Here is a 24,022-nt window from a genome sequence, read left to right on the forward strand (position 1 = left end):
CGAGCATGCCGCCGTAACCGCATCCTCGGGATCGCGCTCGGCGCTATCCAAGGCGCGTTGGAGATCGCGCTGGACCGCGCAGAATGTTATCCAGAGATTCTCTTTCCAATCGTCAGCTGCGGAACGGCTTAGAGGCATCTCTATAGGATATCTTCGCGCGCCCACGCTCACCATACGCCGGATAATTGCAGCGAACGCGTGCACGAAGCTTGCCGGTATCTTCATACCTGATGGCGCCGTTCGCGTCTGTTTCGACTAAGCCAATAGCGACGTCGAAGTCATAGTCCCCATCTCGCGAGACGCTGTTGTTCAGGATGCTGAGCTGGACCGAGGTGGCATCTGGAAAATTGGCAGTGTAAAGATCAGCTGCTCCGCCGTCATCAAGGGCGTAGCCACCAACACGCCGGCAAAGAATGCAATGGCGCGCATTTCCTCCTCCTGGGGAGGCGAGACCATTGCCTCTCGCGTCGACATTCGATTCACTGTTCCAGGCAGTGGGCCGAGGCACTCAGATGCGTTTTGCGTTGCATGTCTTCTTCCTTTCATTATCTTGAGTCAGGACCATCAATGGCAAATCCTCCGCGCCGACCGACAAATCCAATGGCTGCCGCCGAAGCCGCCTTCAAGCCTGCCAAGAAGCCGATCGCACCGATTCGCGAAACCGCAGCTGCTCCAAATGTCAGAGAGCTTGTTTCAATCAGGATTGACCGAGCTGTCCTGGATTATTTCCAGGGCGACGGACCGGGCTGGCAGGACCGTATTAACGACGATTTGCGGGCCATGGTCGAGAAGCGGATCGTCGCCGAGGACGACCGTCCGGACGACATCACCTGAGCATCGCAGAGCCGCCGGGCGGAGCTGGCGGCGGCCCACGAAAGGCGCTCTGCCCGAAGCAAAATGAGCACCGGGCGATATCCCCGGCATTTAGGACGGGATCAGTGAAACGCCGGTGGTTGCCACTATGGCGACTGCTCAGCGGCTTATTCTTTCCGGAGAGCCCTCTCTGGGAATTTGAGCTTCCACGTCTCGATCAGAAACAGGCTTACGGCGCTAGCGCTGTGGATCGCAAGCCGTGCGATCCTCGCGTCGACCCGCTTAAACCCGCGTTCGCGACCATGTGCGTCGCCGCCGTGGGTTCGCAGCGCACCGATCGACTGCACCGCGGTTATCAGACCAGACAGCGTATTGCGCACATCCTCGGCGATTGCATCAGGTAACCCTTCTTTGGTCGGTGATAGTCCCAGCGGTTCCCGCACGGCGCGATAGAGGCCAGAGATATCTTGCTTCGCCGGCAGATCAAGATTGCTCTCAATCAGTATCGATCGACACACGCTCTCGACGACCGAGCATGCCGCCGTAACCGCATCCTCGGGATCGCGCTCGGCGCTATCCAAGGCGCGTTGGAGATCGCGCTGGACCGTATCGAGGTCGAGGGCCTGAATAGCCGCTGAGAAAGCGCTCACGATTGGGGCATGTCGCCCCAAATTGACGAGACGTACGTGCATGCCATCACGTTCAAGCCGCAGATCGTCGAAGGCAAGCCGCGCATTGAGATAGTCCATTGCTTCGGCATGCCGGTCGTCGTGACCAACATAATCTCGAGGATCGACTCCCTTGATTAAGAGCTTCTCGTATATGTCATCAGCATCGGGAAACATGCCAGCCGACATCAGTGCGCGGACGGTCTCCGAAACGCGCGACGTGCCTTCGAGCTCGTAGTGCAGCCCATAGTTCTTGAGGAGAGCCTTCAGCTTCCAGCCTTGGCGGTATACGCCAACGGAGTTTTGTGCGCCGGCTGCACCGGCACTGATTACTTGTGCAAGCGCCTCAATTGACTGATCGGAAAGCGTGATTCGCATGGACTACTACTACATGGCCGACATTGCCATGCTACGATCGAAAGCCGTCCGTCTGCTAGCAGCCGCAAGGCCGTCCTCGGAAAGGCGCCCCATTCCGCCAGCAGAGGCCAACATTCCCTTCATCCAAGAGCGGATGTTGGAGCATCCATCTTCCTGGCTCGTCGATCGGCCGCGAAATAGCGGCACCAGCCGCACCAGCCTACCCAGACGTGACCGGCCACGAGGTGGTCGCCGGCGCCTTGACGAAGATTGCAAATAGTTCGCGCTGAGAGGATATGCGCATCTTGGCATAGATATTCTTGCGGTGGATGCGGACCGTCCCGGCTGAGATGCCCAGCAGGTTGGCGATCGACTCGGAGGAGTGACCTTCAAGAACGAGGCCGACGACCTGCAGTTCTCGTGGGGTCAGCGGCGGCATGCCGCGTGCCTCCAATGCATCCTGCACGGTGCGCCGCATCACTGCCTTGTCGTCTTCGACCGGCGTCGCGGTCTTGAGCCTTTCGTCGGTGCGCCAGTGCATCTCAACGATGCGCCGGACCAAGGGCTCGACGATACGCAGCGTGCGCAGGTCGTGCGCGGTGAAATTCTGGCGGCTGGGCGCGCGCATCAGCGACGTCGCTACGATCCACCCGTCCTTGCCGGGGGAGAAAAAGGCGATCTCGTCGACCGGCCCGGTCTGCACATAATAGGACTTGTAGTATTCGCTCTTGTAGAACTGGTCGGGCGCAAGGTCGGACAGCCGGTAAACTCCCGACCGCGTGCCGTTCGCCGTCGCCTTATAGAACGGATCGAGTAGGTAAGGCCCGATCTCGTATTCCCGAACGTGGATGTCGAACTGCTTCGGGGCGAAGGTGTGGTGCACGCACAGCGGCTTGCCCGGGCCGCTATAGGCGAAACTCACCGTGTAGTCGAATGGTGCGAGACGATGGATGGTTTTGGCGAATGCGTCGGGGAACTGGTGCGATCCCACCTGCGCGAGAAGTTCGCCAAGGGCGTCAAACCATTCGGGATGCGACAGCAGGCGCCTGCCTGACGCTGCTGCAGAGGCTTCGTCCCTCACCGTCGCTCCTATCCCCAAATGCATATGCGTTTTGGATTACACTGTAAGGGAAATATCCCATGATCGGCATGCTCTTATAGGCTTTGTCTAGTTTGTGGAATATGCCTTCTTCGTACCAAGAGCTACGCAGGCAGGCGTCGATAGCATATACTGACACCCTGAGGCCTTGTGGACCTGAGGCCTCGCGGACAAGTCGGGCGATTCCGCGCGCAGTGGTGGAGGACTTGAATGGCGGATCGCCGCCAACACGCCATAGATCTCACGGGCGGCCCGGGCACGGCCCGATCCCCCGGCGGACCAGCATTCAAGCCCAGCCAAGTTGGACAGCACCGCAACGACAATTAACCAAAGGGGAATCTCGATGTTTGGAGACAGTTCACGCCTACGCATGCTGATAACGGCACCGGCGCTCGCGGCATTCGCGACGCTCGGCATTGCCGGACAGGCCGGTGCCTGGACGCTGGAGGAAGCGGCGGCGCCGTACAAGGGAACCACGATCCGCACTATTGGCGAGGCGCTGCCGCCGCTCGAGGCGATGAAGAAGCTGGCGCCCGAGTTCGAGAAGCGCACCGGCATCACGGTCGAGATCGAGATGTATGAGGCGTCCGAGACCGCCAGCAAGGTGATGCTCGACCTCAACTCAAAGCGCGGCCGCTACGACTTCATCCTCCAGCAGCACCGCAATGTCGGCAAGTTTGTCACCAACGGCCATGTCGAGCCGATCGAGCAGTTTATGACCTCGGCGACGCTGCGCGACCCCGAGTTCAAGCCGGAGGAACAGCTGTACCAGGGTCTCTGGAAGGAAATCTCTTGGTACGGGGGCAAGGCCTATGGCTTCCCGTTCACCGCGCTCACAATGTACGCTTGGTATCGGTCCGATCTCCTGACCGACGCCAAGGAGATGGACGGCTTTAAGGCCAAGTACGGCTACGACCTCGGCCCGGCGCAGGACTGGAAGCAGTATCGCGACATCGCCGAATGGTTCAACCGCCCTGACCAAGGTCTCTACGGCACCGCACTGCAGGGCAAGCGCCACGAAGCGCTGTGGTACGAGTGGCTGAACTTCCTCTACTCCTTCGGCGGCGACATGCTGGAGGTGAAGTCGGGCTCCGAATGCGGCCCGGTCATCGTCAACAGCCCCCAGGCCATTGCCGCGACCGAATACTACAAGAGCCTGATGGCCTTCTCGCCACCGGACACGCTCAACTACTTCTGGGACGACGTCATGGCGTTGATGCAGCAGGGCAAGGTCGCCGAGCTCATCATGTGGAACGACGCGACCTACGCCGTCGCCGTCGATGAGAATGTGTCGACGGTCGTCGGCAAGATGGGTTTCGACATCGTGCCGCAGGGTGAAGGCGGCAAGGTCGCTCAGGTGGAGGGCTGGTCATACCTCATTCCAACGGCGTCCAAGAACAAGGAGGCCGCATACCTCTTCATCCAGTGGATGCTGGAGTACGAACAACAGCTCAACCAGCATCTGAATGGCGGCGCTTCCGCAAGGCCAGATGTTTATGCATCCGCCGAGGTTCAGAAGCTGCCGTATGCCAAGGCATCGATGGCGTCCAATGAGGTGGCCAAGCCGAAGCCTACGATCCCGCAGGCGAGCGAGATGACCGACATCCTAGTGCGCGAATTGTCCTCCTATCTCGCCGGCGAGAAGGAAGCAAAGGCGGCGCTCGATGAGTCGGCCAAGGAGATCTCGGCGCTGCTCGGGGCCTGCGCACCGATGAAATATCCGGTGCAGTGAGGGCTGCTATCCTAATCCCGTGGGGACAACCCCCGGGAGAACGCCGGGCATATCATGACCAAAGGCACTCGACCTTCGCGCGGACAGTTCCTGCTCGACCGCGGCGCATCTATGCCCCTGATCCTGCCGGCGGCGCTGCTCGTCCTCGTCTTCCTCGTGGGGCCTTTTTATTACATGGTCTACACGGCGATGACCGACTTGAGTTTCGCCAATCCGGACCAGAAGGGCGTATTCATCGGCTTCGACAATTTTCGCAGGCTGGTGCGTGAGGATGCAATCTTCTGGGGCTCCTTCTGGCGTACTATCCGCTTCGTCCTGGTCGCGGTGTCGATCGAGTTCCTGCTCGGCTTCGCGCTGGCATGGCTGATCTGGCGCTACATCGAGCGGCAGCGCCTGCTGACGACGCTGCTGCTGGTGCCGATGATGCTAGCTCCTGTCGCTGTCGGGCTGATCTGGCGCCTGCTGCTGCAGGGCGACTTCGGCATGGCGACGCACTATCTGCGGGCCGTTGGCCTGCTGTCGCAATCCAGCGCCGTCTTCTCGTCGCCCAGCCTCGTCATGCCCACCATCATCGCCATCGACGTCTGGCAGTGGACGCCTTTCGTGACGCTGATCATCCTGGCCGGGCTGATGAGCTTGCCCCGCTCGCCCTTCGAGGCAGCGACAATGGACGGTGCCGGGCCGTGGCGGCAGTTCACCGACATCCTGTTGCCGCTGATGCGCCCGATCATCGCGCTGGTGCTCCTGCTGCGCGGCATCGACGCCTTCAAAGAGTTCGACAAGGTCTTCATCATGACCGGCGGCGGCCCCGGTACCGTCTCGGAACTGCTCTCGATCTACGCCTACCGCGTCAACTTCAAGACCTGGAATCTCGGCTACGGCGCCGCGGTCTCGTTCATGGTCTACCTCGTCGTGCTGATCATGTGCTCGGTCTTTTACAAGGCCGTGTACTGGAAGTCGGCGGAACAAGGGGCTAGGCCATGAGCAAATCCTGGAAGATCCTCGCGATCGGAATCCTCGCCTGCGTCCTGGTGCTTGCGCTCACGCCGTACGTCTGGATCTTGCTGACGTCCTTCAAGGGCCGCCTCGATATCCTCTCGACGCAGCCGACCTGGTTCTTCATGCCGACCTTCGCCAATTATCCGGCGGTTTTCATCGATAAGGAATATCTCCCCCTCGTCTTCAATTCGCTGGTCATCTCGCTGGGATCGACTGCGCTGTCGATCCTGATCGGCGCGCCTGCCGCCTATGTGTTCGCGCGCACGGATTTCGCCGGCAAGGAAGACCTGTTTTTCTTCTTCCTGACGACGCGCATGGCGCCGCCGATCGCGATCGCGGTGCCGCTCTTCCTGTTCTTCACGACAATCGGCCTGACCGACACGATCTACGCCGTGGTGATTGCCCATACGAGCTTCAATCTGTCGCTGGTCGTCTGGATGATGCGCGGCTTCTTCGCCGAGATACCGAAGGAGATCGACGAGGCGGCGATGATGGACGGGCGCTCGAAGCTCGGATCATTCGTGCGCGTCATCGTGCCGCTGGCCGCGCCCGGACTCGCGGCAACGGCGGTGCTCTGCTTCATCATGTCGTGGAACGAATTCCTCTACGCCTTCATCCTCGTGGCGTTCGAGGGGCGGCCGCTGACGGTCGGCATTCCCGGCCTGATCACGCCACACGGCACCCTGTGGGGGCAGGTCGCCGCGGTGGCAGTGGTCGCCACCCTGCCGATCATCGTCTTCACTTTTCTCGTCCAGAAGCACCTCGTGCGCGGCCTGACCTTCGGCGCGGTGAAGGGCTAAGGACCAGCGGAGCATCCAATGGCGGTCTCGTTCAAGGAAGTGACGAAGCGGTTTGCGGACGGCACCGTCGCGCTCGATCGGCTCGATCTCGACTTCGATCTCGGCGAATTCATCGTGCTGCTTGGGCCCTCGGGCTCTGGCAAGACAACTGCGTGCCGCCTGCTCGCCGGGCTGGAGCAGCCGTCGAGCGGCCGCATCGAGATCGCAGGTAGGGACGTGACCAACGTGCCGCCGCGCTTCCGCGGCATCGGCATGGTGTTCCAGAACTACGCACTCTACAGCCACAAGACCGTCTTCGAGAACATCGCCTATCCCCTGCGCATCCGCAAAGTGGCCGCCGCGGAAATCGAGCGTTCGGTGAAGGACATGGCCGAGCTTCTGCGCATCGCCCACTATCTGCAGCGCAAGCCGGCGCAGCTCTCCGGCGGCCAGGCGCAACGTGTCGCCGTAGCGCGCGCGCTGGTCTGGCAACCGGCGATCTGCCTCATGGACGAACCGCTTTCCAACTTGGACGCGCTGCTGCGCCTGCATATGCGCACCGAGCTCAACCGCCTGCATCGCAAGCTCGACAAAACCTTCGTCTTCGTCACGCACGACCAGGAGGAGGCGATGACACTGGCGACGCGCATCGCCGTGCTGAAGGAGGGCCGGCTAGTGCAGTTCGACGAGCCGAAGACGATCTACCGCCGGCCCGCCAACCGCTTCGTCGCCGAGTTCATGGGCCGCCCGGCGATGAACACGATCGACGGAGTGGTCAAAGGCGGCATATTCAAGGCTGGCGCGGTGGCTTGCTCGGTCGATCGCCCCGACGGGCCGGTCACGCTCGGCATCCGGCCGGAGCAGATCGAATTCATGGCGTCGAATGCACCGGCAGCTATGACGCTCACCGTGGACGTGAAAGAAGCGATCGAACCCGACACGCTGCTGATCTTCCAAAACGCGGGCGGGCAGGCAATCACGCTGCGGACGCAGACGAATTGCGATGCGATCGAGCCGGGACAGCCGGTGAGCGTCTCCTTCCCGAAGCAGGCGCTGCACTATTTCGACGCTGCCACGGGAAAGAGGGTCGAGTGACCGCCGCCAGCTTTGTCCCGCTCATCCTGGCAGCGATCGTCTGGCTCGGCTTCTGGCGCGTCAACCGCATGAAGCGCTGGTTCACGATCGGCGAGGTGATCTTTTGGGACGTGATCGTGCTAATCCTCATCCAGCTTGTGTGGCTGCGATGGTTCTGAGCGCTCGACATATGGGAGGGACGCAATGACTTCGCCCCCGCGCTGGCGCCGCTTCGACGAATGGGACACGCGGCCGCTGCGGCACGACCGCTTTGCCGCGGAGGATCCGGAAGCGGGCTTTGCCACCTTTCACAGCCCGTGGGACCCCGCGCCGTCAGCGCGAGTCGAGAACGGACGCGTGGTCGAGATCGACGGTAAGCCGGAAGCCGACTTCGACATCCTCGATTCCTTCATCGCCGCACATCATCTCGATCTCGACGTGATCGACGAGGCGATGGCGATGGATTCGGGCGAAGTCGCCCGCATGCTGGTCGACATCAACATGCCGCGCGAAAGGCTCGAGCGGCTGGCTCGCGGCATGACGCCGGCGAAGCTGGCTTCCGTCGTGTCGCACTTATCGTCACTGGAGATCACCTTCGCCTATTCCAAAATGCGGCAGCGCCGCACGCCGGGAAACCAGGCGCACGTCACCAACGCTAAGGATGATCCTCTGCAGCTTGCAGCAGACGCCGCCGTTGCCGTGGCGCTCGGCTTCGACGAGATCGAGACGACGATGCGCGTTGCGTCGAACTCCTGGGCCAACGCCGTCGCCTGCGCCGTCGGCGCGTCGGTTGGGCGTGGCGGCGTGCTGTTCCAGTGCTCGATCGAGGAAGCGGAAGAGCTGCGCATCGGCATGGCTGGCTTCACTTCCTATGCCGAGACGGTATCGGTTTATGGCACGGAAGCTGCGTTCGTCGATGGCGACGACACACCCTGGTCCAAGGCTTTCCTCACCGCCGCCTACGCCTCGCGCGGCATCAAGGCACGCTGCACGTCTGGCGCATCCTCCGAGCTGCTGATGGGTTTTCACGAACATCAGTCCGTTCTCTACCTGGAAGCCCGTTGCCTCTGCCTGCAGCGCGCCATGGGCGTACAGGGAACGCAGAACGGCGGCATCGACGGCGCGCCGTTGACCGTCTCGATGGCCGGGGGCATGCGCGAGCTCATGGCCGAAAACCTCATCGCCGTCTGGCTCGGCCTTGAATGCGCCTCCGGCAACGACACCCGCGTCAGCGAGTCCGAGATCCGGGTTGGCGCCAAGATCACGCCCTTCCTCATGGCCGGCTCCGACCTGTTGTGTTCCGGCATGGGATCGATCCGCAAATACGACAATTCGTTCAACCCATCCCTGTTCAACGGCGAGGACGTCGAGGACTTCCTCGCTCTGCAGCGTGACCTCGAGGCGGATGGCGGGCTGACGCCCATAGAGGAGAGCAATATCCGTGAGCTCCGCATGCAAGCGATCAAGGCGCTGGCCGCCGTCTTCCAGGAGCTTGGCCTCGCCGAAGTGCCGGAAGCCTGGATGCTCTCCGTCGCCGCCGCCTCGGGCTCGCTCGATACCGAAACCTTCTCGACAGGCGAGGTCACGCGCATCAGCGAAGCCATTCGCGATCGCGGACTAACGGCGGTGGATGTGGTGCGGGCGCTGCACAAACGGGGCTTCGGGCGCGAGGCCGAGAACCTATTGCTGATGCTTCGCCAGCGCATCTCCGGCGACTATCTGCAGACGTCGGCCATCCTGCGCGACGGCAAGGTCATCAGCGCGCTCAACGATCCCAACGACTACCGGGGGCCGGGCAGCGGATATCGGATGTCCGAAGCTAGATGGGAAGCGGTCCGAGGCGTGCGCGATGTTCAGACACGCGAGAAGGTGCTGGAGAGCGAGCGTCGCGTCGACCCGACCTCGGAGCCATGGCTGATTCCAGGCGGCGAGGCCGGCAAAGGCACGGATCCGCGCGAGGTGGTGATTGGCCTCAGCCCCGCATTCGGCAACGAGCTCACGCAAACGACAGCCGGCCACGACTTGATCGACGTGGTGCTGGCCCTGACCGATGGTGTGAGCGAGGGCGGCGGCGTGCCGCGCCTCGTCCGCATCCGACATACCGCCGACACGTCCTTCCTCGGCCTCACCGCGGCGCGCCTCTCCGGCTCGGGTTATGCCATCGGCATCCAGGCCAAGGGCACCGCAGTCATCCACCGCGCCGACCGGCTGCCGCACATGAACATCGAACTGTTCTCGAATGCACCGATCACGACGCTCGACCACTACCGCGCAATGGGCCGCAACGCCGCGCTCCACGCGCTGGGGCTCGCTCCGGAACCCGTCATCGTGCCGACCGAAGGTCAGGCCCTTGGCGCCCGCTACCATGTGCGCGTCGCCATGCTCTACGCGATAGAGACCGGGCTGGTAGTGCCGGATGCCCCGCCGCTAGATGTCGCGTTTGCAATCGGACAAGGAGGGCTTCGTCCGTGACATCCCCTCTCGACCTCTATCCCATCTCCGAGAACGCGCCCGATCAGGCGGTGTCGGCGTCGGGCATGCCGCTTGCCGATTTGACGCTCGACGCAGTGATTTCGGAACGGATCGGTGCCGAAGACATCCGGATTTCGGCCGACGTGCTCAGACTTCAGGCATCTATCGCCCGCGATGCGGGCCGCGACCGGCTTGCGCTCAATCTCGAACGCGCCGCCGACCTCGTCTCCGTCCCGCAAGACCTCATTCTGGACACCTATGAAATGTTGCGGCCGGGCCGAATTCCCGAAGCCCATCTGCTCAAAGAGCGCGCCGAGCTGCTGCGTCGCGAATACGGCGCGCACACCATCGCGGCGCTGATCGACGAAGCGGTCGCCGTTTACGAGCGCCGCAATCTGTTTCGCCGCCGGTACTAGGGGAAAATCGAATGATACTTCAGGGGCGGATCGCCATCGTCACCGGTGCCGGCTCCGGCATCGGTCAGGCCGGATCGGAAGCCATGGCGCGCGAGGGCGCGACGGTCATCGTCACTGACCGCGATCTCGATGCCGCGCGTGGCACGGTCGACTCCATCGCCGCCGCCGGCGGGCGCGGCGAGGCCATCCGAGTCGACGTCACCGACGATTTAGCCGTCGTCAGCGTCATCCAGGACGTGGCCGATCGACATGGGCGCATCGACATCTTGCACAATCATGCCGGTGTGCAGGTCGCGGGCAGCGTCGAGGAGATCGACGGCGCCGGTTTCGATCACTCTTGGGCGGTTAACGTGCATGCCCAGTTCGTCGCCTGCCAAGCAGTCCTACCGGTCATGAAGAGACAGCGCGGCGGCGTCATCCTCAATACGTCGTCGAACTCCGGCGTCTTCCTCGACAGAGCGATGACCGCCTACATCACCAGCAAGGCCGCATCGATCACCATGACCCGCCAGATCGCACTGGATGTCGCGCGTTATGGCATCCGCATCAATTCGCTCTGCCCCGGCTGGGTCGATACGCCGTTCAACGATCCCTACACGGACCAACTCGGCGGCCGCAAAGCGCTGGAGCACGCGATCGCCAACATCGTCCCGATGGGCCGCTTCGCAACGACCGACGAGATCGCCGAGGTCATTCTGTTCATGGTGTCCGATAAGTCGTCCTACATGACCGGCCATGCACTGGTCGCTGACGGAGGCGAGTCTCTCGCGGGTGGGACGAACTCGGGCCAATCTATCACCCGTTGAGCCTATGCAGCGGGCCTGGCGCGATCGCGGGACGGTTTCGGTCAAGCCGGCAAGGATCGCAGTCCGGTCGGAGGGCTCGTCTCAGGCACCGGCGCCGGGGCAAGCTGCCTGGCCACGTCGATGAGCGGCAGCCTGATGATCGCGCGATGTCGCCCCGTGGTGGCGGGCGATGGCGCGGGCAATCGACAGGCCGAGCCCGACGCCGCCGGTCTCCCGGTTGCGTGACTGCTCCAGGCGGAAGAAGGGCGCGAACACCTGTTCCATGTCGGCTTTGCGGAATGCCGGGACCGCCGTCCTCGATCACAATGTCCAGGCTGTCGGTGCGCTTGACCAGGCTCACCTTGGCCTGCTCGCCATAGCGGACGGCATTTTCGACGAGGTTGCGGATCGCCCGGCGCAGCGAGTCCGGCCGGCAGCGATACAGCATCTTGGGCCCGTCGCTGACGGTGACGTTTTGACCCAGCTCCTCGAGGTCGTCGCAGAGGCTGCCGACCAGCGCCGAAAGATCGACAGTTCGCGTCTCCTCCACCGCGGCGTCCTCGCGCGCGAAGGCGAGCGCTGCTTCCGTCATCGTCTGGATTTCCTCGATGGTCTTCAGCATCTTCTCCTGGAGATCGTGATCCTGGACGAACTCGGCGCGCAGCCGGAGCGAGGTCAGCGGCGTGCGCAGGTCGTGGCTGATCGCCGCCAGCATGCGCGTGCGGTCCTCGACGAAGCGCTGCAGGCGCTCCTGCATGCGGTTGAACGGGCGTGCCTGTCGCTTTGGGGTCATCGTCCTATTCTCAAGACCACTCTTCGCCCATCGGAAAGGATTCCCGTTCCTGTGCCAGTTGGAGGTTGTCTGCTGGTCAGCGAGAACAGGAATCGGGTTGAGAGTCGTCCGCAAACCATCGTTCCTTCTCCACGCGAAAAGGTAAGGTTGATGGTAGTTGTCCCTCGGCATTCGACCCCGGTATTGGTCTGCCCGCGAATAGTTCCGCGCCGTGTGATGCTGTTGACGGCAGCCGTCCCGGAAAAGGAGAGCGTCCCATCAATAGTCTGACCGGAGACTGGTGCCGTGATGATGAGCGGGTTTTGCGCCTGCGCGTAGCCGACACCCCAGGCTATCAACATTGTCGCTAAGATTCGCCGGAAAGTACGGTGCATTTGGACGGTTCCTGTTGAGACCGCTGCAGTGCAGACTGCGAGACGGTCATGCTCGGCCTTTCCTGCCAGTCGGTCGTGTCCCACCGCGTGGTGTAGGTCGGCGGTAGCGAAGCCGCTCGCGAGCGCGCGCCCTCAACAGCGCTGTAGCGAGCGAGCGGCGTAGCGGCGGTCATCGATCTTCTTCGGTAGGGTTGGGTTGCTGACACAACCTGATTTGAAGGAACCACCGATGACCAACGACATGATGAACCTGCGCACGCTCGTAGAGAAGACCCCGACGCCGATATCCTGCGCGAGATGATCGGCTTTGCCGCTGAGCGGCTGATGGAGATGGAGCGGCCCTGCTTATGACTTGATCCTGCTACCACATATCCGTGCCCCTTTAATGTTCAGAGGCCACTGGCGGAAAGCTCTTGACCTTCCCAGCGACCGGAAGTCCTTATCCTGTGGTTTTGGGGCGATGGGGAAGGCGATGTCGCGTCTAGCAGCCGCGTCAGCCCGGAAAATGTTTATCCATCCCGGATATCGGGCATCATACGACCAACAACAATGTCGAAGCGAAGGGCGGTGGCGGACTGATGGTCGTAATCGATGTGCAACCCTGAAGCCCGCTCCGCAAGGCGAAACGTAGATGGATGACTTTGCCGTTTACGGCGGCCTGTTTCTTGTCGCCTTCGCCGCGGCGACCATCTCCCGGCGCAGTCGGAGGCCGCCCTTGCAGGGCTCCTCGCCATGAATTCCTTTTCGCCGGCACCGATCGACCCAATGCGGACGTTCGCTCTCCGAGAACGAATTCACGCCCATGACCCTAGGCAGACGCCTTACCGCCGGCCGGCCAACGTCCGCTCTGGACGCGGAAGCTGACGTCGCGTTGCTCCCGCCCGAGACATAAGGCGGGAGACCGCAATTTGTTGCATCAAGCCGGCAGCGGCTCGTGGAAACGGCACCAGCCATTTGGGCTGATTGCACCGGCAACGATCTCGCACCCGTTTGGCTCTCGGAAGTGAGTACACCCACCGCAGCGTCGGCCACGATTTGGGGTGTCCTGGTACAGCGCCAGCGCCTTGGTTGTCTTTCCGGCTGCCATCGGTCCAGTCATACAGGCTGAAAGGCCGCCGGCGCTGGCAATCGCCGCACCGGTCACAGAGACTTTCAGGAAATTGCGGCGAGACAGCGCTCGGCTTGAAGCTGCCGATCCGTGGTTCACATCATCATCTTTACTCATGGTCTTTCTCCAAGAGCAGCCCTCGTCGCAGTTGGCTCAGGTGCTCTTGAGCGTGCCGTTCATCCCTTCCGGATAGAAGCCGCCCTTGCTCACTCCGTCCTTGTCGCTGAGATAGACGATCCGGAGCACCTCCTGTGGCGTTCTGGTGAAGGCGATCGCATCGGGCGTCGAAGGAACGATGTTGGCTTTTCCATCCACCTGGATCCCTTGATCCTTATCGTCAGATCCGTCGATTTTGTCTCGGGCATCGCAGACGGCGTTGGCGGCCTTCCAGGCTTCCTCTCCCTTCCGGTATAGCGTAGATCGCGCCATGCCCATGTGGTAGGCCTCGACCGCCAGGATGCCTGCGGCGGCGGCGAGGAAGTCTTTGTTTTTCAGAACCGTCGCCGCACCGGCATAGGCGGTGACGCCGACATCCTCGAACAACATCCCGCCGAGAACGAAGTTCGTTTCGTTGCCGAAGGGGTCGAAGTCTGACCCGAGGCCCGCCGCTTCCGCGACGGCCTTGAAACCGGCATCGAAATCGATCGCCGGCCGGTCAACAGCGTCCGTTCCAAGCGTCTTGCGGTAGAAGCGGACGTGCGCGAGTTCATTTTCGGCGACTTCCTGCATGAATTCGCCGATGGCCGGCGTCTCGAAGGAGACTTGCTTGCCGCCAACGACGTCGCCGGGTTTCGAACCAACATCGGCTGCGTCGATGCCCATTCCGGTGGTGCCGCGGAGGTAGTATTCAGCCTCCATATATTCGAGGTTGAGCGCAAAGCGGAAAATATCCTCGTCCGATATGTCCTGTGCCAATACCGGAGAAGACCGTGCGATTCCGCCGAGTGCCGCTCCGGCACCGAGTACGACAAGTCCCTGAAGCGACTGACGCCGGGATAGGTGAAGTGCGCCCTGCATGGCGGTCTCCTATGTTTGTTGATTCAACGCCGCTGTCAGCACCGCGGCGCCGAGTGCATTTGCCTGATGATTAGATGGTCCGGGCCGCCAAAATATTCCCGCGTCCCGCTACAAGAGCTCTAGGAAACGAGCCGGCGTAATCTCGGCGTGAACGGCGTCTACGTGCGCTCAGTCGCCGTGTTCAACGGATGAGTATCCTTTCGAACCAGGCGGATTGCGAGCCGGTCAAAGACTGATTGCGCGAGGCGGTCACAACGGGCGCCAGCGAAGAGAAACGTATCCGTGAACACGGTGGCGAGCTTGTCCCGCAGCGCCTCGCGGAGCAGCCGGCGTGCGCGATAAAGACGGGTGCTCACCGTCTGAGGTCGCAATGCCAAGAGAAAAGCCGTTTCCTCAATGCTCATTTCCTCGACGTCTCGCATGACAAAGACGATGCGAAAGGGCTCTGGCAAGCCACCGACGGCCCGCTCCAGGAGGTTGCGGATTTCAGCGAGAGCGGCCGCCTCTTCGGGATCAGGCTTGTGGGCGCTGAACGGAGCGACCATCCCCTCGATGGCTTTCACGTCGACGGTGGGCCGCCTTTTCCGGCGGCGTCCCAGCGCCTCGTTCAGCGCGATCCGGGTGAGCCAGGTCGACAGCTGCGCCTCCGCGCGGAATTCGGCCAGATGGGTGAAGGCGTGGATATAGGTCTCCTGAAGTACGTCCTCGGCCTCGGTGTCGTCGTTCAGGACAGCGCGGGCGACCCGGTGAAGCCGCTGATTGTGACGCTTGATGATTAACCAGAATGCGGCGGGGTCACGCTGTCGCGCGTGTTCAACCAGCCCCGCGTCGTCAAGGTCCTCGATCCTCACTGCCTCGGTGGATCCGGTCGGCTTCATCATAGGCGCTCCAGATGCATCAGCCTGCCGCGATGCGGGCGGGGTGGCTCCGCGCGGCGTGGCCTGAGGAAGTTCACCTCAAATTGCTCTTCGGAAACAGCACGCGATCGGGTTTTGCATTCATTCGCGCCAGCATTTCCTTGATCAAGCGTGTTTTGGTGCGCCCCGCTTCCTTCGGCGGCACGAGGTAACGCACGATGGCCTCGAGCCAGGTGTTTTCACTGACGCGAAAATGAACCACGGGATGCTCCTTCACTTCGAGTTCGTCCACCGGCGTTTGCGACAGGATGTGCTTATAGACCTTCACCTTCTGGCTCATGATGTCGCCGACCTGCTCGTCGACGACCTCTCTCATGGTTTTCGCTACGAATTCCAGATCGCTTTCATAAGCGAGCTGGAACTTGATTTCGTTCCAGACATAGGGAAACAGCGGCCAGGAATAGTTGAAGACCGGCGTGTCAAACACGGTGGAGTTCGGAAACTTGATGACGCGTCCGCTCGGATGATCGGTCCAAAGATGTTCGCCGCCGAATTCCCATAATGTCGTGTCGAGATAGCTGACATCAATGACATCGCCATGGGCATCGCCGATGCGAATGCGGTCGCCAACGCGATAAGGCGCCCTGGCCAAAATATAAATCCACGCGATGAAACTGGAGATCGGCATTTGCAGCGCAAAGCCGAGAATCAGTGAAATCAGGCCGAGTGAAACAACCGCAGTGTACCAGTTCACAAATAAGACTGAAATGGCCACGAAGACGATGGCGACGACGACGACTAATCGAAAAATACGTTGCAAGTTGAAGCGCGAAACACGATTGGGAATTCGGCCAATGAGAAAGACTTCGATAACATTCGCAACGGTCAGCATAACGAAAATGAGAAGGCCGCCCCTGACGTAGTTCAGCACGCGAACGCGCAAAGGCGCGTCAAGCCATTCTAAGCGCCAATTGATCAGGACTTGGATGCCAAAAAGCAGCAAGGCAGCGGCAGCGAAACCAACCGTCCACCAGACGTCTTCCTTGCGTAGGCTGAAGCGGAATTTTTCCTCGGGCTTTTTCGCCTTCTGTTCCATAGTTTTTGGGTCAGCAGTCTGTTGCGCGGCCCGTTCGAGTCGGGAAAGGTTCTCCTGTTTCTTGGCGCGCGGTTCCATGGTTTCACCTCCCGATGTGGCCATCAACACCCAGCCAGTGCCTTCTCGTTCCTCGACGGCGGCATTCCGGCAAACGACCCAACGTCAGTCGCTGACTGGCTCCCTGCTGGTCCCCGACAGCTGGCCTTCATTCCGGCGGGCCCGTCTTTGGTGAAATAGGGCGGCAAGCACGTCGCCACCATATTCGGCAAGTGCCTTATAGCCCCATCCGAAATTAAGTTGAGTTTGGTATCAGCAGCTCCCCGATAGCTCACCGGTAGAAATCTCGACTGTTCATCAAGCGGCCGTTGGTTCGAATCCAACTCAGCCTTCATCGGCCGGCGCGTTTCTTGCGTGAGGCGGACTTCGCTCCTGCGGCGGGATCATGCCGGCGGATAGCCACCAATCCATTGGATTGCACGTATTGACTCGAGCCCATCACAACGACTGAGCGAAAGGCGGGATTCGGGATCGAGCTGAGCGTCGACGAACGGCTGAGATTAGGCGCGTTGCTGCCATTCGCAACGCCGAGAATGAAGGTCTCGAAAGGGTCAGAACCGGCCGTTAAATTGACGAACGTCCAACGGCGGAAGTCGACCCCTTGGCGGAAGTTAGTACCAGCCTCCTAGGCGCCAAAATAACGCGGCAACGGAACCCACGACGTTGGACGTTAGATGGGGTTGGTCAATCGACCTTGTTCACTCGCCCATCGTCTTTAGAGCCCGGGCGTGATTTTATTCAAAGCGCATGTCGATCCGCCGGGGGCTGGTTCGTCGACTTATTAGCGAGACTGTTCAGCGGCCACCACGTCCGCGGCTCGCCTCAGGAGGAGTTCTCAAATGCGCTTCATGTCGTTCGTCACTTCCGCCCACGCCGGACCGCCAACGGCGGAACTCATCGAGGCGATGAACAAGCTCGCCGACCGAGAAATCAAGGCCGGCCGCATGGTCGACATGGGCGGGCTCACGCCGGTCGCGATGGGCGCACAAGTGCGCATCGCCGATGGGAAGCTCAGCGTCATCGACGGTCCGTTCGTCGAGGCGAAGGAGGTCATCGGCGGCTACGCGATCATGGAGTTCCGGAACAAGGAAGAGGCCGTGGCGTCGGCGGTCGAGTTTATGCAGCTCCACAAGGATTTCATGCCGGATTGGGAGGGCACGTGCGAGGTCCGCGCTTTTGCCGGCCCTTGAGGCGAGGTTCCTGCAGACGGCGTCGGCGGCCATGACGGTCGCCGACGCCCATCGCACGATCCTCGCCGTGTGGCGGATCGAGCAGCCCCGGCTGATCACCAGTCTGGCGAGGATGCTGCGCGATGTGCCGTTGGCCGAGGATTTGACGCAGGAAGCCCTGTTGGCCGCCCTTGAGCGGTGGCCGGCCACAGGCGTTCCGGAAAAACCCGGCGCCTGGCTGATGGCGACCGCCAAGCGCCGGGCCCTGGATCATCTGCGCCGCAGCCGGATGCTCGAGCGCAAGCACGACATTATCGCCTGGGACATGGAGGAGGAGCAGCAGGCCATGCCCGACCTCGACTCGGCCCTGGACGACGACATAGGCGATGAGCTGCTTCGGCTCATCTTCACCGCCTGCCACCCGCGTCTGTCGCGCGAGGCCCGCGCGGCGCTGGCACTGCGGATGATCTGCGGCCTGACAACCGAGGAGATCGCCAGGGCCTTCCTGTTGCCGGAGGCGACGATCGCCCAGCGCATCGTGCGCGCGAAGCGGACTCTTTCGGAATCGGGGCTGGCCTACGAGACCCCAAGCGGCGAGGAGCTCTCAAAGCGGCTCTCCTCGGTGCTGGAGGTCGTCTACCTCGTCTTCAACGAAGGCTACACCGCGGCGAGCGGCGAGGACTGGCTGCGCCCCCAACTCTGCAATGAAGCGCTTCGCATGGGCCGCGTGCTCACCTCCATCGTGCCGCACGAGCCCGAAGCCCATGGACTGCTCGCTCTGATGGAGCTGAACGCCTCGCGCACGGCGGCGCGTACTGACGCCGAGGGCGAGCCAATCCTCATGCTGGACCAGAACCGCGCACTCTGGGACCAGCTCCAGATCCGGCGCGGGATGCAGGCGCTCGGGCGAGCGCGCGAATTAGGCGGAGCGGGCGGCATTTACGCCCTACAGGCAGCGATTATCGCCTGCCACGCCCAGGCGGGGACGGCAAGTGATACCGACTGGTCGCGCATCGCCGGACTTTATGCGGAGCTGGTGGCTGTCGTGCGCTCGCCAATCATCGACCTCAACCGCGCGGTTGCCGTCGGCATGGCTGAGGGCCCAGAAGTGGCGCTGGCGATCGTGGACCGCCTTTCGCGCGAGCCGGCGCTCAAAGGCTATCACCTGCTGCCGAGCGTTCGCGGCGACCTGCTCCGCAAACTCGGCCGCTACGAGGAGGCGCGCGCCGCGTTCGAAGCAGCCGCGGCGCTGGCGGGCAACAGGCGGGAACATGACCTGCTGAGACGGCGCGCCGCCGAGGCGGCCGACGCAGCGATGTCATCATAATCCCTGATCAGACAAGGACATGGTCGACCCGGATCGACCGCTTCCGGGGCTTTCGTCATTTCCCTGTGTAAGGTATGACGTGGATATCGCTGAACGTCCGCTGTCTCACCCGACCCCCTTCCAAGGTGGTTCCGTGAAACGGCAGCTCAGGGTCAGAACTTCCGGTTCAGTCTGTGCGGCGGAAAGACAGAGAAGGTCGAACCTTGCCGATCAGGCATCGGCGAAACGCTACCGTGAATCTGTGTCCCGACAATGGACAGGGGCCCAGTTGCACCGTCGCCATCGAGGGCGTAACCACCAACACGCCGGAACATAGTGCAATGGCGCGCATTTCCTGCTCCCGGGGAGGCGAGACCATTGCCTCTCGCGTCGACATTCGATTCACTGTCCAGGCAGTGGGCCGAGGCATTCAGCTGCGTTTTGCGTTGCATGTCTCCTTCCTTTCGTCATATCGAGTCAGGACCATCAATGGCAAATCCTCCGCGCCGACCGACAAATCCACTGGCTGCTGCCGAAGCCGCCTTCAAGCCTGCCAAGAAGCCGATCGCACCGATTCGCGAAACCGCAGCTGCTCCAAATGCCAGAGAGCTTGTTTCAATCAGGATTGATCGAGCTGTCCTGGATTATTTCCAGGGCGACGGACCGGGCTGGCAGGACCGTATTAACGACACTTTGCGGGCCATGGTCGAGAAGCGGACCGCCGCCGAAGACGACCGTCCGGACGACATCACCTGAGCATCGCAGAGCCGCCGGCGGAGCTGGCGGCGAGCCAAATTGAATATGTTCTGCACGTCGGTTTGACAGGTTTGCTGGCCATGCCTCAGAGACAATCTCGAAAGCTCGCGATGATTGCTGGGTAACCACTGGCGGCGCCACGATCTTGCCGCCCATAAGCACACCGGAGGTGGCGTACACAGAGTTTCGATCTCGTAGACCTTATCAAGCGGACCCGGATTCCGTTCGTCTGGTGCCGTAGACTGCTGCGGCAGGAGGCAGGTGTAAGCACCCAGTTCGAAATCGCGCTGAGTCGCCGCGCCTATTGCCCGCCCCGTTCGATCCGGCTTGCGCTAAGCCTGAAATCAATCTTGATTTTTGCTGCACGCAACGCAGCGACCAGGTCGTCACTCATAAAAATGTCGTTGAATACCGTCTGCTCGCTCCAAAGGTCGGCGCCTTCCAGCGCGGCAGGCGACAGAGCAAGGCCATCGTCCTTGACCAATGATTCGACACGCCAGATTTGCCTTTGTATCGCCTTGTCGTAATAAAGCTTTCGGATCGCTTCGCTGTTGGATTGCTCTGGTAGGAAGCTGTCCTTAGGCCCGCCAAAATTGAGCAGGAAGAACTCCCCGTTTACCGGCGTTTCCAGATCGGCCTTGTAGACCGGCAGGGGCACGAGTCCGCCGGCGCCGAGATTGAAGCGCGACAGCACCTCCGCCAGCTTGCCTTTGACGGCCATGAACGGCCCGGCATAGAACAGGTCACCGACCCTCTTGAAGCGCGTTTCCTCCCACACTGCGACCGCTTCGGTCATCTCGGTTCGCTCCAGGGGGACGCCTTGTCTGTGACGACGCAGCGCGGCAAGCACTCTCTCACTAGCAACAGGGATTTCGAAGCGCGCGGGCTCCCAGTCCTGGTCATAGAACTTTGCGCGCAGACCCTGCTTGTTGCCGATCCGCGAGTCGCTCCTGACGCGACTGATCCAGACGCTGCCGCTCATGCCGCTTCCCCTCCCAAGCCGTTGTTTTGGTCCGCCGACGGCATCCGCTGGGGTTCGCCGGCGGCCAACCCGCCGTGGATAGGCGAGCGCATAATTCGCGGCGAGCCCGATCTGGTCAAGGGACAGCGGCGAATGAGCGGCATGGATCACTGCGGCCGTGTCGCCATTGGCAACATGTCGGCGACGTCATGGACGAGGCGTTCCCGCAAACACCGGCTGGCCGCCCCGAGGACGTCCGGCTCGCGCACCGGGCCGTGATCATGGCGCGCCGTTTAATTAGTCACAATGTTAGGAAAATGTGAGCGCCTGGCGCGACCGCGGGACGGTTTCGGTCAAGCCGGCAAGGATCGCAGTCCGGTCGGAGGGCTGGTCTCAGGCACCGGCGCCGGGGCAAGCTGCTTGGCCATGTCGATGAGCGGCAGCCTGATGATCGCGCGAAGGCCGTTGCTCCGGTTTTCCAGCACGATGTCGCCGCCGTGGTGGCGGGCGATGGCGCGGGCAATTGACAGGCCGAGCCCGACGCCGCCGGTCTCCCGGTTGCGCGACTGCTCCAGGCGGAAGAACGGCGCGAACACCTGTTCCATGTCGGCTTGCGGAATGCCCGGCCCGGCGTCCTCGACTACGATGTCCAGGCTGTCGGTGCGCCTGACCAGGCTCACCTTGGCCTGCTCGCCATAGCGGACGGCATTTTCGACGAGGTTGCGGATCGCCCGGCGCAGCGAGTCCGGCCGGCAGCGATACAGCATCTTGGGCCCGTCGCTGACGGTGACGTTTTGACCCAGCTCCTCGAGGTCGTCGCAGAGGCTGCCGACCAGCGCCGAAAGATCGACAGTTCGCGTCTCCTCCACCGCGGCGTCCTCGCGCGCGAAGGCGAGCGCTGCTTCCGTCATCGTCTGGATTTCCTCGATGGTCTTCAGCATCTTCTCCTGGAGATCGTGATCCTGGACGAACTCGGCGCGCAGCCGGAGCGAGGTCAGCGGCGTGCGCAGGTCGTGGCTGATCGCCGCCAGCATGCGTGTGCGGTCCTCGACGAAGCGCTGCAGGCGCTCCTGCATGCGGTTGAACGCCTCGGCGGTCTGGCGGATGTCGTCCGGCCCTGATTCCGGCAGCCGCGGCACGGCCTCGCCGCGGCCGAACAGTTCCGCGGCATTGGCGAGCCGTCGCAGCGGACGCGCGATTGCCTGCGCCCCGAAAATCGCTATGGCGGACAGGATGAGTGCGGTGAGCGCCAGCGATATCGCCGATTGCGCGGTCCAGAAGGCGCTCGGCATCACCTTGGCGTAGGCGGCATTCAGCCAGGTGCTGTCGTCAAGGCGGACGGAAAGCCCCATGCCGTTTGGGGCGCCGTCCAGATAAAGAAACTTGGCAGGTCGCGTGAACGGGCTGCCACTGCCGGACAGGTCCAGCATGCGCGGCGGCACCGAAGGATCGGCGGCAGCGACCGCGTTCGAGGCCTGCCCGTTCATGTAGGCTGCATATTTGGCGGCAATGCCGGGCAGCGGCTTGGCGAGTTGCGTCAGCGCCTCCTGTTGCCAGACGAGGGGATTGCTCGGCCCGTCGTGCGAGGTCCAGAAGCGCGTATAGGCGGTGCCGCTGACGTTGAGGATGTCGGGTCGAAGCGAGGGCGGCGTCGTGTCCAGCAAAATGGCAAGCGACGACGTGCGGCTGACGAACTCGCCCTTGGCCGCCGCGTGCAGGGCTTGCCCGCGCTCGTCCCACGAGATCAGGAAGGTGATCGCCTGCGACAGGGCGAGCGCAAGCAGCACCAGCATGAGGAAGCGGGCCGCCAGGCTGCGTCTCCATAACAGCATCATGCCTGGGCCACCTCGGCGGTGAAGCAGTAGCCGCCGCCCCAGTGCGTCTTGATCAGCATCGGATTCTTCGGGTCCGCCTCGATCTTCTTGCGCAGCCGGCTCACCTGGTTGTCGACGGCCCGGTCGAAACCGTCGGCCGAGCGCCCGACGGTGAGGTCGAGCAACTGATCCCGGCTGAGCACGATTCCGACATGCTCGATAAAAGCGGTGAGAAGGCGGAATTCGGCCGTGCTGAGCGCGACCGCCACGCCGTCGAGCCCGACCAGCTCGCGGCGGCCGACATTCAGGGTCCAGCGGTCGAAGCGCAGCGCGTTTGACTTGAGCCGGCCGCGCTGCGGCGGCAGGCTGTGGACGCGCCTGAGCACAGCCTTGATCCGCGCCAGCAATTCCCGCGGATTGAACGGCTTGGTCAGGTAGTCGTCGGCCCCGATCTCGAGGCCGACGATCCGGTCGACCTCCTCGGCCATGGCGGTAAGAAAGATGATCGGAACGTCGACCGTTCCGCGCACGTGCCGGCAGGCGGCAATGCCGTCCTCGCCAGGCATCATGACGTCGAGGACGATAAGATCGGGCAGGCTGCGGTCGAGCAGCCGCTTGAGCGCGGCCGTGCTGTCGGCGACGCTGACGCGATAACCCTGCTGCGTGAGGTATTTCCCCACGAGATCGCGGATGTCCCTGTGGTCGTCGACGACCGCGATGTGCTGCGCCACTTCCATGCAATGCTCCAAGGTCGCCGCTGAATAGTCGGTCAGTATCGACGATATCTAGTTTGCGTCTACACGGATGATCACCTTCCGCGCCATGGCGGCAATCTCGCCCGACATCAACAAAGCGTGAGAAGTGTAACGAAATGTATCAGAGCACTGCGCCCGCGACAACTTGCGATGAACTGCCGGTGTTCGGGACAAGGTTCTGCGACAGCTCCCGCCTAACTTGGCCCCGTCGCTAGCCGGGACGTCCGGTCTTTGTCGCCAGGGGCGGCATCCAGACTCGATCCTCGCCAGCCTTTGATCGAAAGGATTGCACAATGGCCAGATTGATCATCAACGGCACGCCACGTGACATCGAGGTCGATCCGGACACGCCGCTGCTGTGGGTGATCCGCGAGCAGATCGGGCTTACCGGAACGAAGTACGGTTGCGGCGTTGCCGCCTGCGGCGCCTGCACCATCCATATAGACGGCGTCGCCACGCGCTCCTGCGCGCTTCCGGTGAGCGCGGTCGAGCCCGACCAGCAAATCACCACCATCGAGGGGCTTTCGCCGGACAGCTCGCATCCGGTCCAGCAGGCCTGGCTGGCGCTCGACGTGCCGCAATGCGGCTACTGCCAGGCCGGCATGATCATGGCTGCGGCGGGTCTGCTCATGCAGAACCCGAACCCCGCGGACGAGGACATCAACGCCGAGATCACCAACATCTGCCGATGCGGCACCTACAACCGGGTGCGCGCCGCGATCAAGCTGGCCGCCAAGGCCGGCGAAGCCACGCAACGCGGTTGAG

General features: G+C 62.3%; 22 protein-coding genes and 1 pseudogene. 13 read left to right on the forward strand and 10 right to left on the reverse strand.

Annotated elements, in window-relative coordinates; all coding sequences use genetic code 11:
* The first annotated feature begins 567 nt into the window (after window positions 1–567).
* Entirely contained in the window at window positions 568–834 is a 267-nt protein-coding gene (locus tag AC0L2A_RS25665) for a BrnA antitoxin family protein (protein ID WP_473611212.1), read from the forward strand.
* Window positions 835–980: 146 nt separating this feature from the next.
* On the opposite strand, the gene AC0L2A_RS25670 is transcribed toward AC0L2A_RS25665, so the two are convergent.
* Window positions 981–1,859 carry an abortive infection family protein gene (locus AC0L2A_RS25670; RefSeq protein ID WP_473611167.1) on the reverse strand — a complete coding sequence of 293 codons (879 nt, stop codon included), beginning with the start codon at window positions 1,857–1,859 and terminating at the stop codon, window positions 981–983.
* Between the two features lie 199 nt (window positions 1,860–2,058).
* A complete protein-coding gene (locus AC0L2A_RS25675; protein WP_287064528.1) occupies window positions 2,059–2,919 on the reverse strand; it encodes a helix-turn-helix transcriptional regulator in 861 nt (286 codons plus the stop codon).
* Between the two features lie 361 nt (window positions 2,920–3,280).
* Here AC0L2A_RS25675 and AC0L2A_RS25680 point away from each other — a divergent pair, with 361 nt between their 5' ends.
* Genes AC0L2A_RS25680 through AC0L2A_RS25715 form a run of 8 tightly spaced genes read left to right on the forward strand, consistent with a single transcriptional unit; the run spans window position 3,281 to window position 11,215 of the window.
* A complete protein-coding gene (locus AC0L2A_RS25680; RefSeq protein WP_128244956.1) occupies window positions 3,281–4,669 on the forward strand; it encodes an extracellular solute-binding protein in 1,389 nt (462 codons plus the stop codon).
* Window positions 4,670–4,723: 54 nt separating this feature from the next.
* Window positions 4,724–5,653 carry a carbohydrate ABC transporter permease gene (locus tag AC0L2A_RS25685; RefSeq protein WP_473611169.1) on the forward strand — a complete coding sequence of 310 codons (930 nt, stop codon included), beginning with the start codon at window positions 4,724–4,726 and terminating at the stop codon, window positions 5,651–5,653.
* Window positions 5,650–6,468, forward strand: a complete 819-nt coding sequence (locus tag AC0L2A_RS25690; RefSeq protein ID WP_473611170.1) for a carbohydrate ABC transporter permease — start codon at window positions 5,650–5,652, stop codon at window positions 6,466–6,468. Before AC0L2A_RS25685 ends, AC0L2A_RS25690 begins: the two co-directional genes overlap by 4 nt.
* An 18-nt stretch (window positions 6,469–6,486) precedes the next feature.
* Complete coding sequence (locus AC0L2A_RS25695; RefSeq protein WP_473611171.1) at window positions 6,487–7,542, forward strand: ABC transporter ATP-binding protein; 1,056 nt, start codon at window positions 6,487–6,489, stop codon at window positions 7,540–7,542.
* Window positions 7,539–7,700 (forward strand): hypothetical protein, encoded by a 162-nt coding sequence (locus AC0L2A_RS25700; protein ID WP_023798512.1) that lies wholly within the window; start codon window positions 7,539–7,541, stop codon window positions 7,698–7,700. Before AC0L2A_RS25695 ends, AC0L2A_RS25700 begins: the two co-directional genes overlap by 4 nt.
* 25 nt (window positions 7,701–7,725) lie before the next feature.
* Window positions 7,726–9,993: a propanediol/glycerol family dehydratase large subunit gene (locus AC0L2A_RS25705; protein WP_473611173.1), complete on the forward strand. Its 2,268-nt coding sequence runs from the start codon at window positions 7,726–7,728 to the stop codon at window positions 9,991–9,993.
* Window positions 9,990–10,409, forward strand: a complete 420-nt coding sequence (locus tag AC0L2A_RS25710; protein WP_023798510.1) for a diol dehydratase small subunit — start codon at window positions 9,990–9,992, stop codon at window positions 10,407–10,409. The genes AC0L2A_RS25705 and AC0L2A_RS25710 overlap by 4 nt, the downstream gene beginning before the upstream one ends.
* An 11-nt stretch (window positions 10,410–10,420) precedes the next feature.
* Window positions 10,421–11,215 (forward strand): SDR family NAD(P)-dependent oxidoreductase, encoded by a 795-nt coding sequence (locus tag AC0L2A_RS25715; RefSeq protein WP_473611174.1) that lies wholly within the window; start codon window positions 10,421–10,423, stop codon window positions 11,213–11,215.
* Window positions 11,216–11,296: 81 nt separating this feature from the next.
* Here AC0L2A_RS25715 and AC0L2A_RS25720 read toward each other — a convergent pair.
* The 5 genes and pseudogenes from AC0L2A_RS25720 to AC0L2A_RS25740 form a co-directional block, all read right to left on the reverse strand.
* Window positions 11,297–11,969, reverse strand: a pseudogene (locus AC0L2A_RS25720) (sensor histidine kinase); the annotation flags it as partial.
* A 1,308-nt stretch (window positions 11,970–13,277) separates the two neighbouring features.
* Entirely contained in the window at window positions 13,278–13,586 is a 309-nt protein-coding gene (locus tag AC0L2A_RS25725; RefSeq protein WP_091593897.1) for a twin-arginine translocation signal domain-containing protein, read from the reverse strand.
* Between the two features lie 36 nt (window positions 13,587–13,622).
* Window positions 13,623–14,486 carry a ferritin-like domain-containing protein gene (locus AC0L2A_RS25730; RefSeq protein WP_091593899.1) on the reverse strand — a complete coding sequence of 288 codons (864 nt, stop codon included), beginning with the start codon at window positions 14,484–14,486 and terminating at the stop codon, window positions 13,623–13,625.
* A gap of 158 nt (window positions 14,487–14,644) precedes the next feature.
* Window positions 14,645–15,367: an RNA polymerase sigma factor gene (locus tag AC0L2A_RS25735; RefSeq protein ID WP_473611175.1), complete on the reverse strand. Its 723-nt coding sequence runs from the start codon at window positions 15,365–15,367 to the stop codon at window positions 14,645–14,647.
* Between the two features lie 70 nt (window positions 15,368–15,437).
* A complete protein-coding gene (locus AC0L2A_RS25740; protein ID WP_091593903.1) occupies window positions 15,438–16,517 on the reverse strand; it encodes a mechanosensitive ion channel family protein in 1,080 nt (359 codons plus the stop codon).
* An 818-nt stretch (window positions 16,518–17,335) separates the two neighbouring features.
* On the opposite strand from AC0L2A_RS25740, the gene AC0L2A_RS25745 reads away from it, so the two are divergent.
* From AC0L2A_RS25745 to AC0L2A_RS25755, 3 genes are all read left to right on the forward strand, one after another.
* Window positions 17,336–17,686 carry a YciI family protein gene (locus tag AC0L2A_RS25745; protein WP_027156019.1) on the forward strand — a complete coding sequence of 117 codons (351 nt, stop codon included), beginning with the start codon at window positions 17,336–17,338 and terminating at the stop codon, window positions 17,684–17,686.
* A gap of 31 nt (window positions 17,687–17,717) precedes the next feature.
* Window positions 17,718–18,992 (forward strand): RNA polymerase sigma factor, encoded by a 1,275-nt coding sequence (locus AC0L2A_RS25750; protein WP_473516691.1) that lies wholly within the window; start codon window positions 17,718–17,720, stop codon window positions 18,990–18,992.
* Between the two features lie 468 nt (window positions 18,993–19,460).
* Entirely contained in the window at window positions 19,461–19,727 is a 267-nt protein-coding gene (locus AC0L2A_RS25755) for a BrnA antitoxin family protein (protein WP_473611213.1), read from the forward strand.
* Window positions 19,728–20,028: 301 nt separating this feature from the next.
* Here AC0L2A_RS25755 and AC0L2A_RS25760 read toward each other — a convergent pair whose 3' ends face one another.
* The 3 genes from AC0L2A_RS25760 to AC0L2A_RS25770 all read right to left on the reverse strand — a co-directional run bounded on the left by AC0L2A_RS25760 (window position 20,029) and on the right by AC0L2A_RS25770 (window position 23,239).
* Window positions 20,029–20,709: a hypothetical protein gene (locus AC0L2A_RS25760; protein WP_473611177.1), complete on the reverse strand. Its 681-nt coding sequence runs from the start codon at window positions 20,707–20,709 to the stop codon at window positions 20,029–20,031.
* Between the two features lie 332 nt (window positions 20,710–21,041).
* The gene (locus AC0L2A_RS25765; protein WP_473611178.1) at window positions 21,042–22,523 is read right to left on the reverse strand and encodes an ATP-binding protein; all 1,482 of its coding nucleotides are present in this window, start codon (window positions 22,521–22,523) and stop codon (window positions 21,042–21,044) included.
* Window positions 22,520–23,239, reverse strand: coding sequence for a response regulator (locus AC0L2A_RS25770; protein WP_023798507.1), 720 nt, complete (start codon window positions 23,237–23,239; stop codon window positions 22,520–22,522). Before AC0L2A_RS25770 ends, AC0L2A_RS25765 begins: the two co-directional genes overlap by 4 nt.
* Window positions 23,240–23,550: 311 nt before the next feature.
* Here AC0L2A_RS25770 and AC0L2A_RS25775 point away from each other — a divergent pair, with 311 nt between their 5' ends.
* The gene (locus AC0L2A_RS25775; protein WP_254026014.1) at window positions 23,551–24,021 is read left to right on the forward strand and encodes a (2Fe-2S)-binding protein; all 471 of its coding nucleotides are present in this window, start codon (window positions 23,551–23,553) and stop codon (window positions 24,019–24,021) included.
* The last annotated feature ends 1 nt before the right edge of the window (window position 24,022 follow it).

It is taken from the genome of Mesorhizobium sp. WSM4844 (assembly GCF_055811775.1).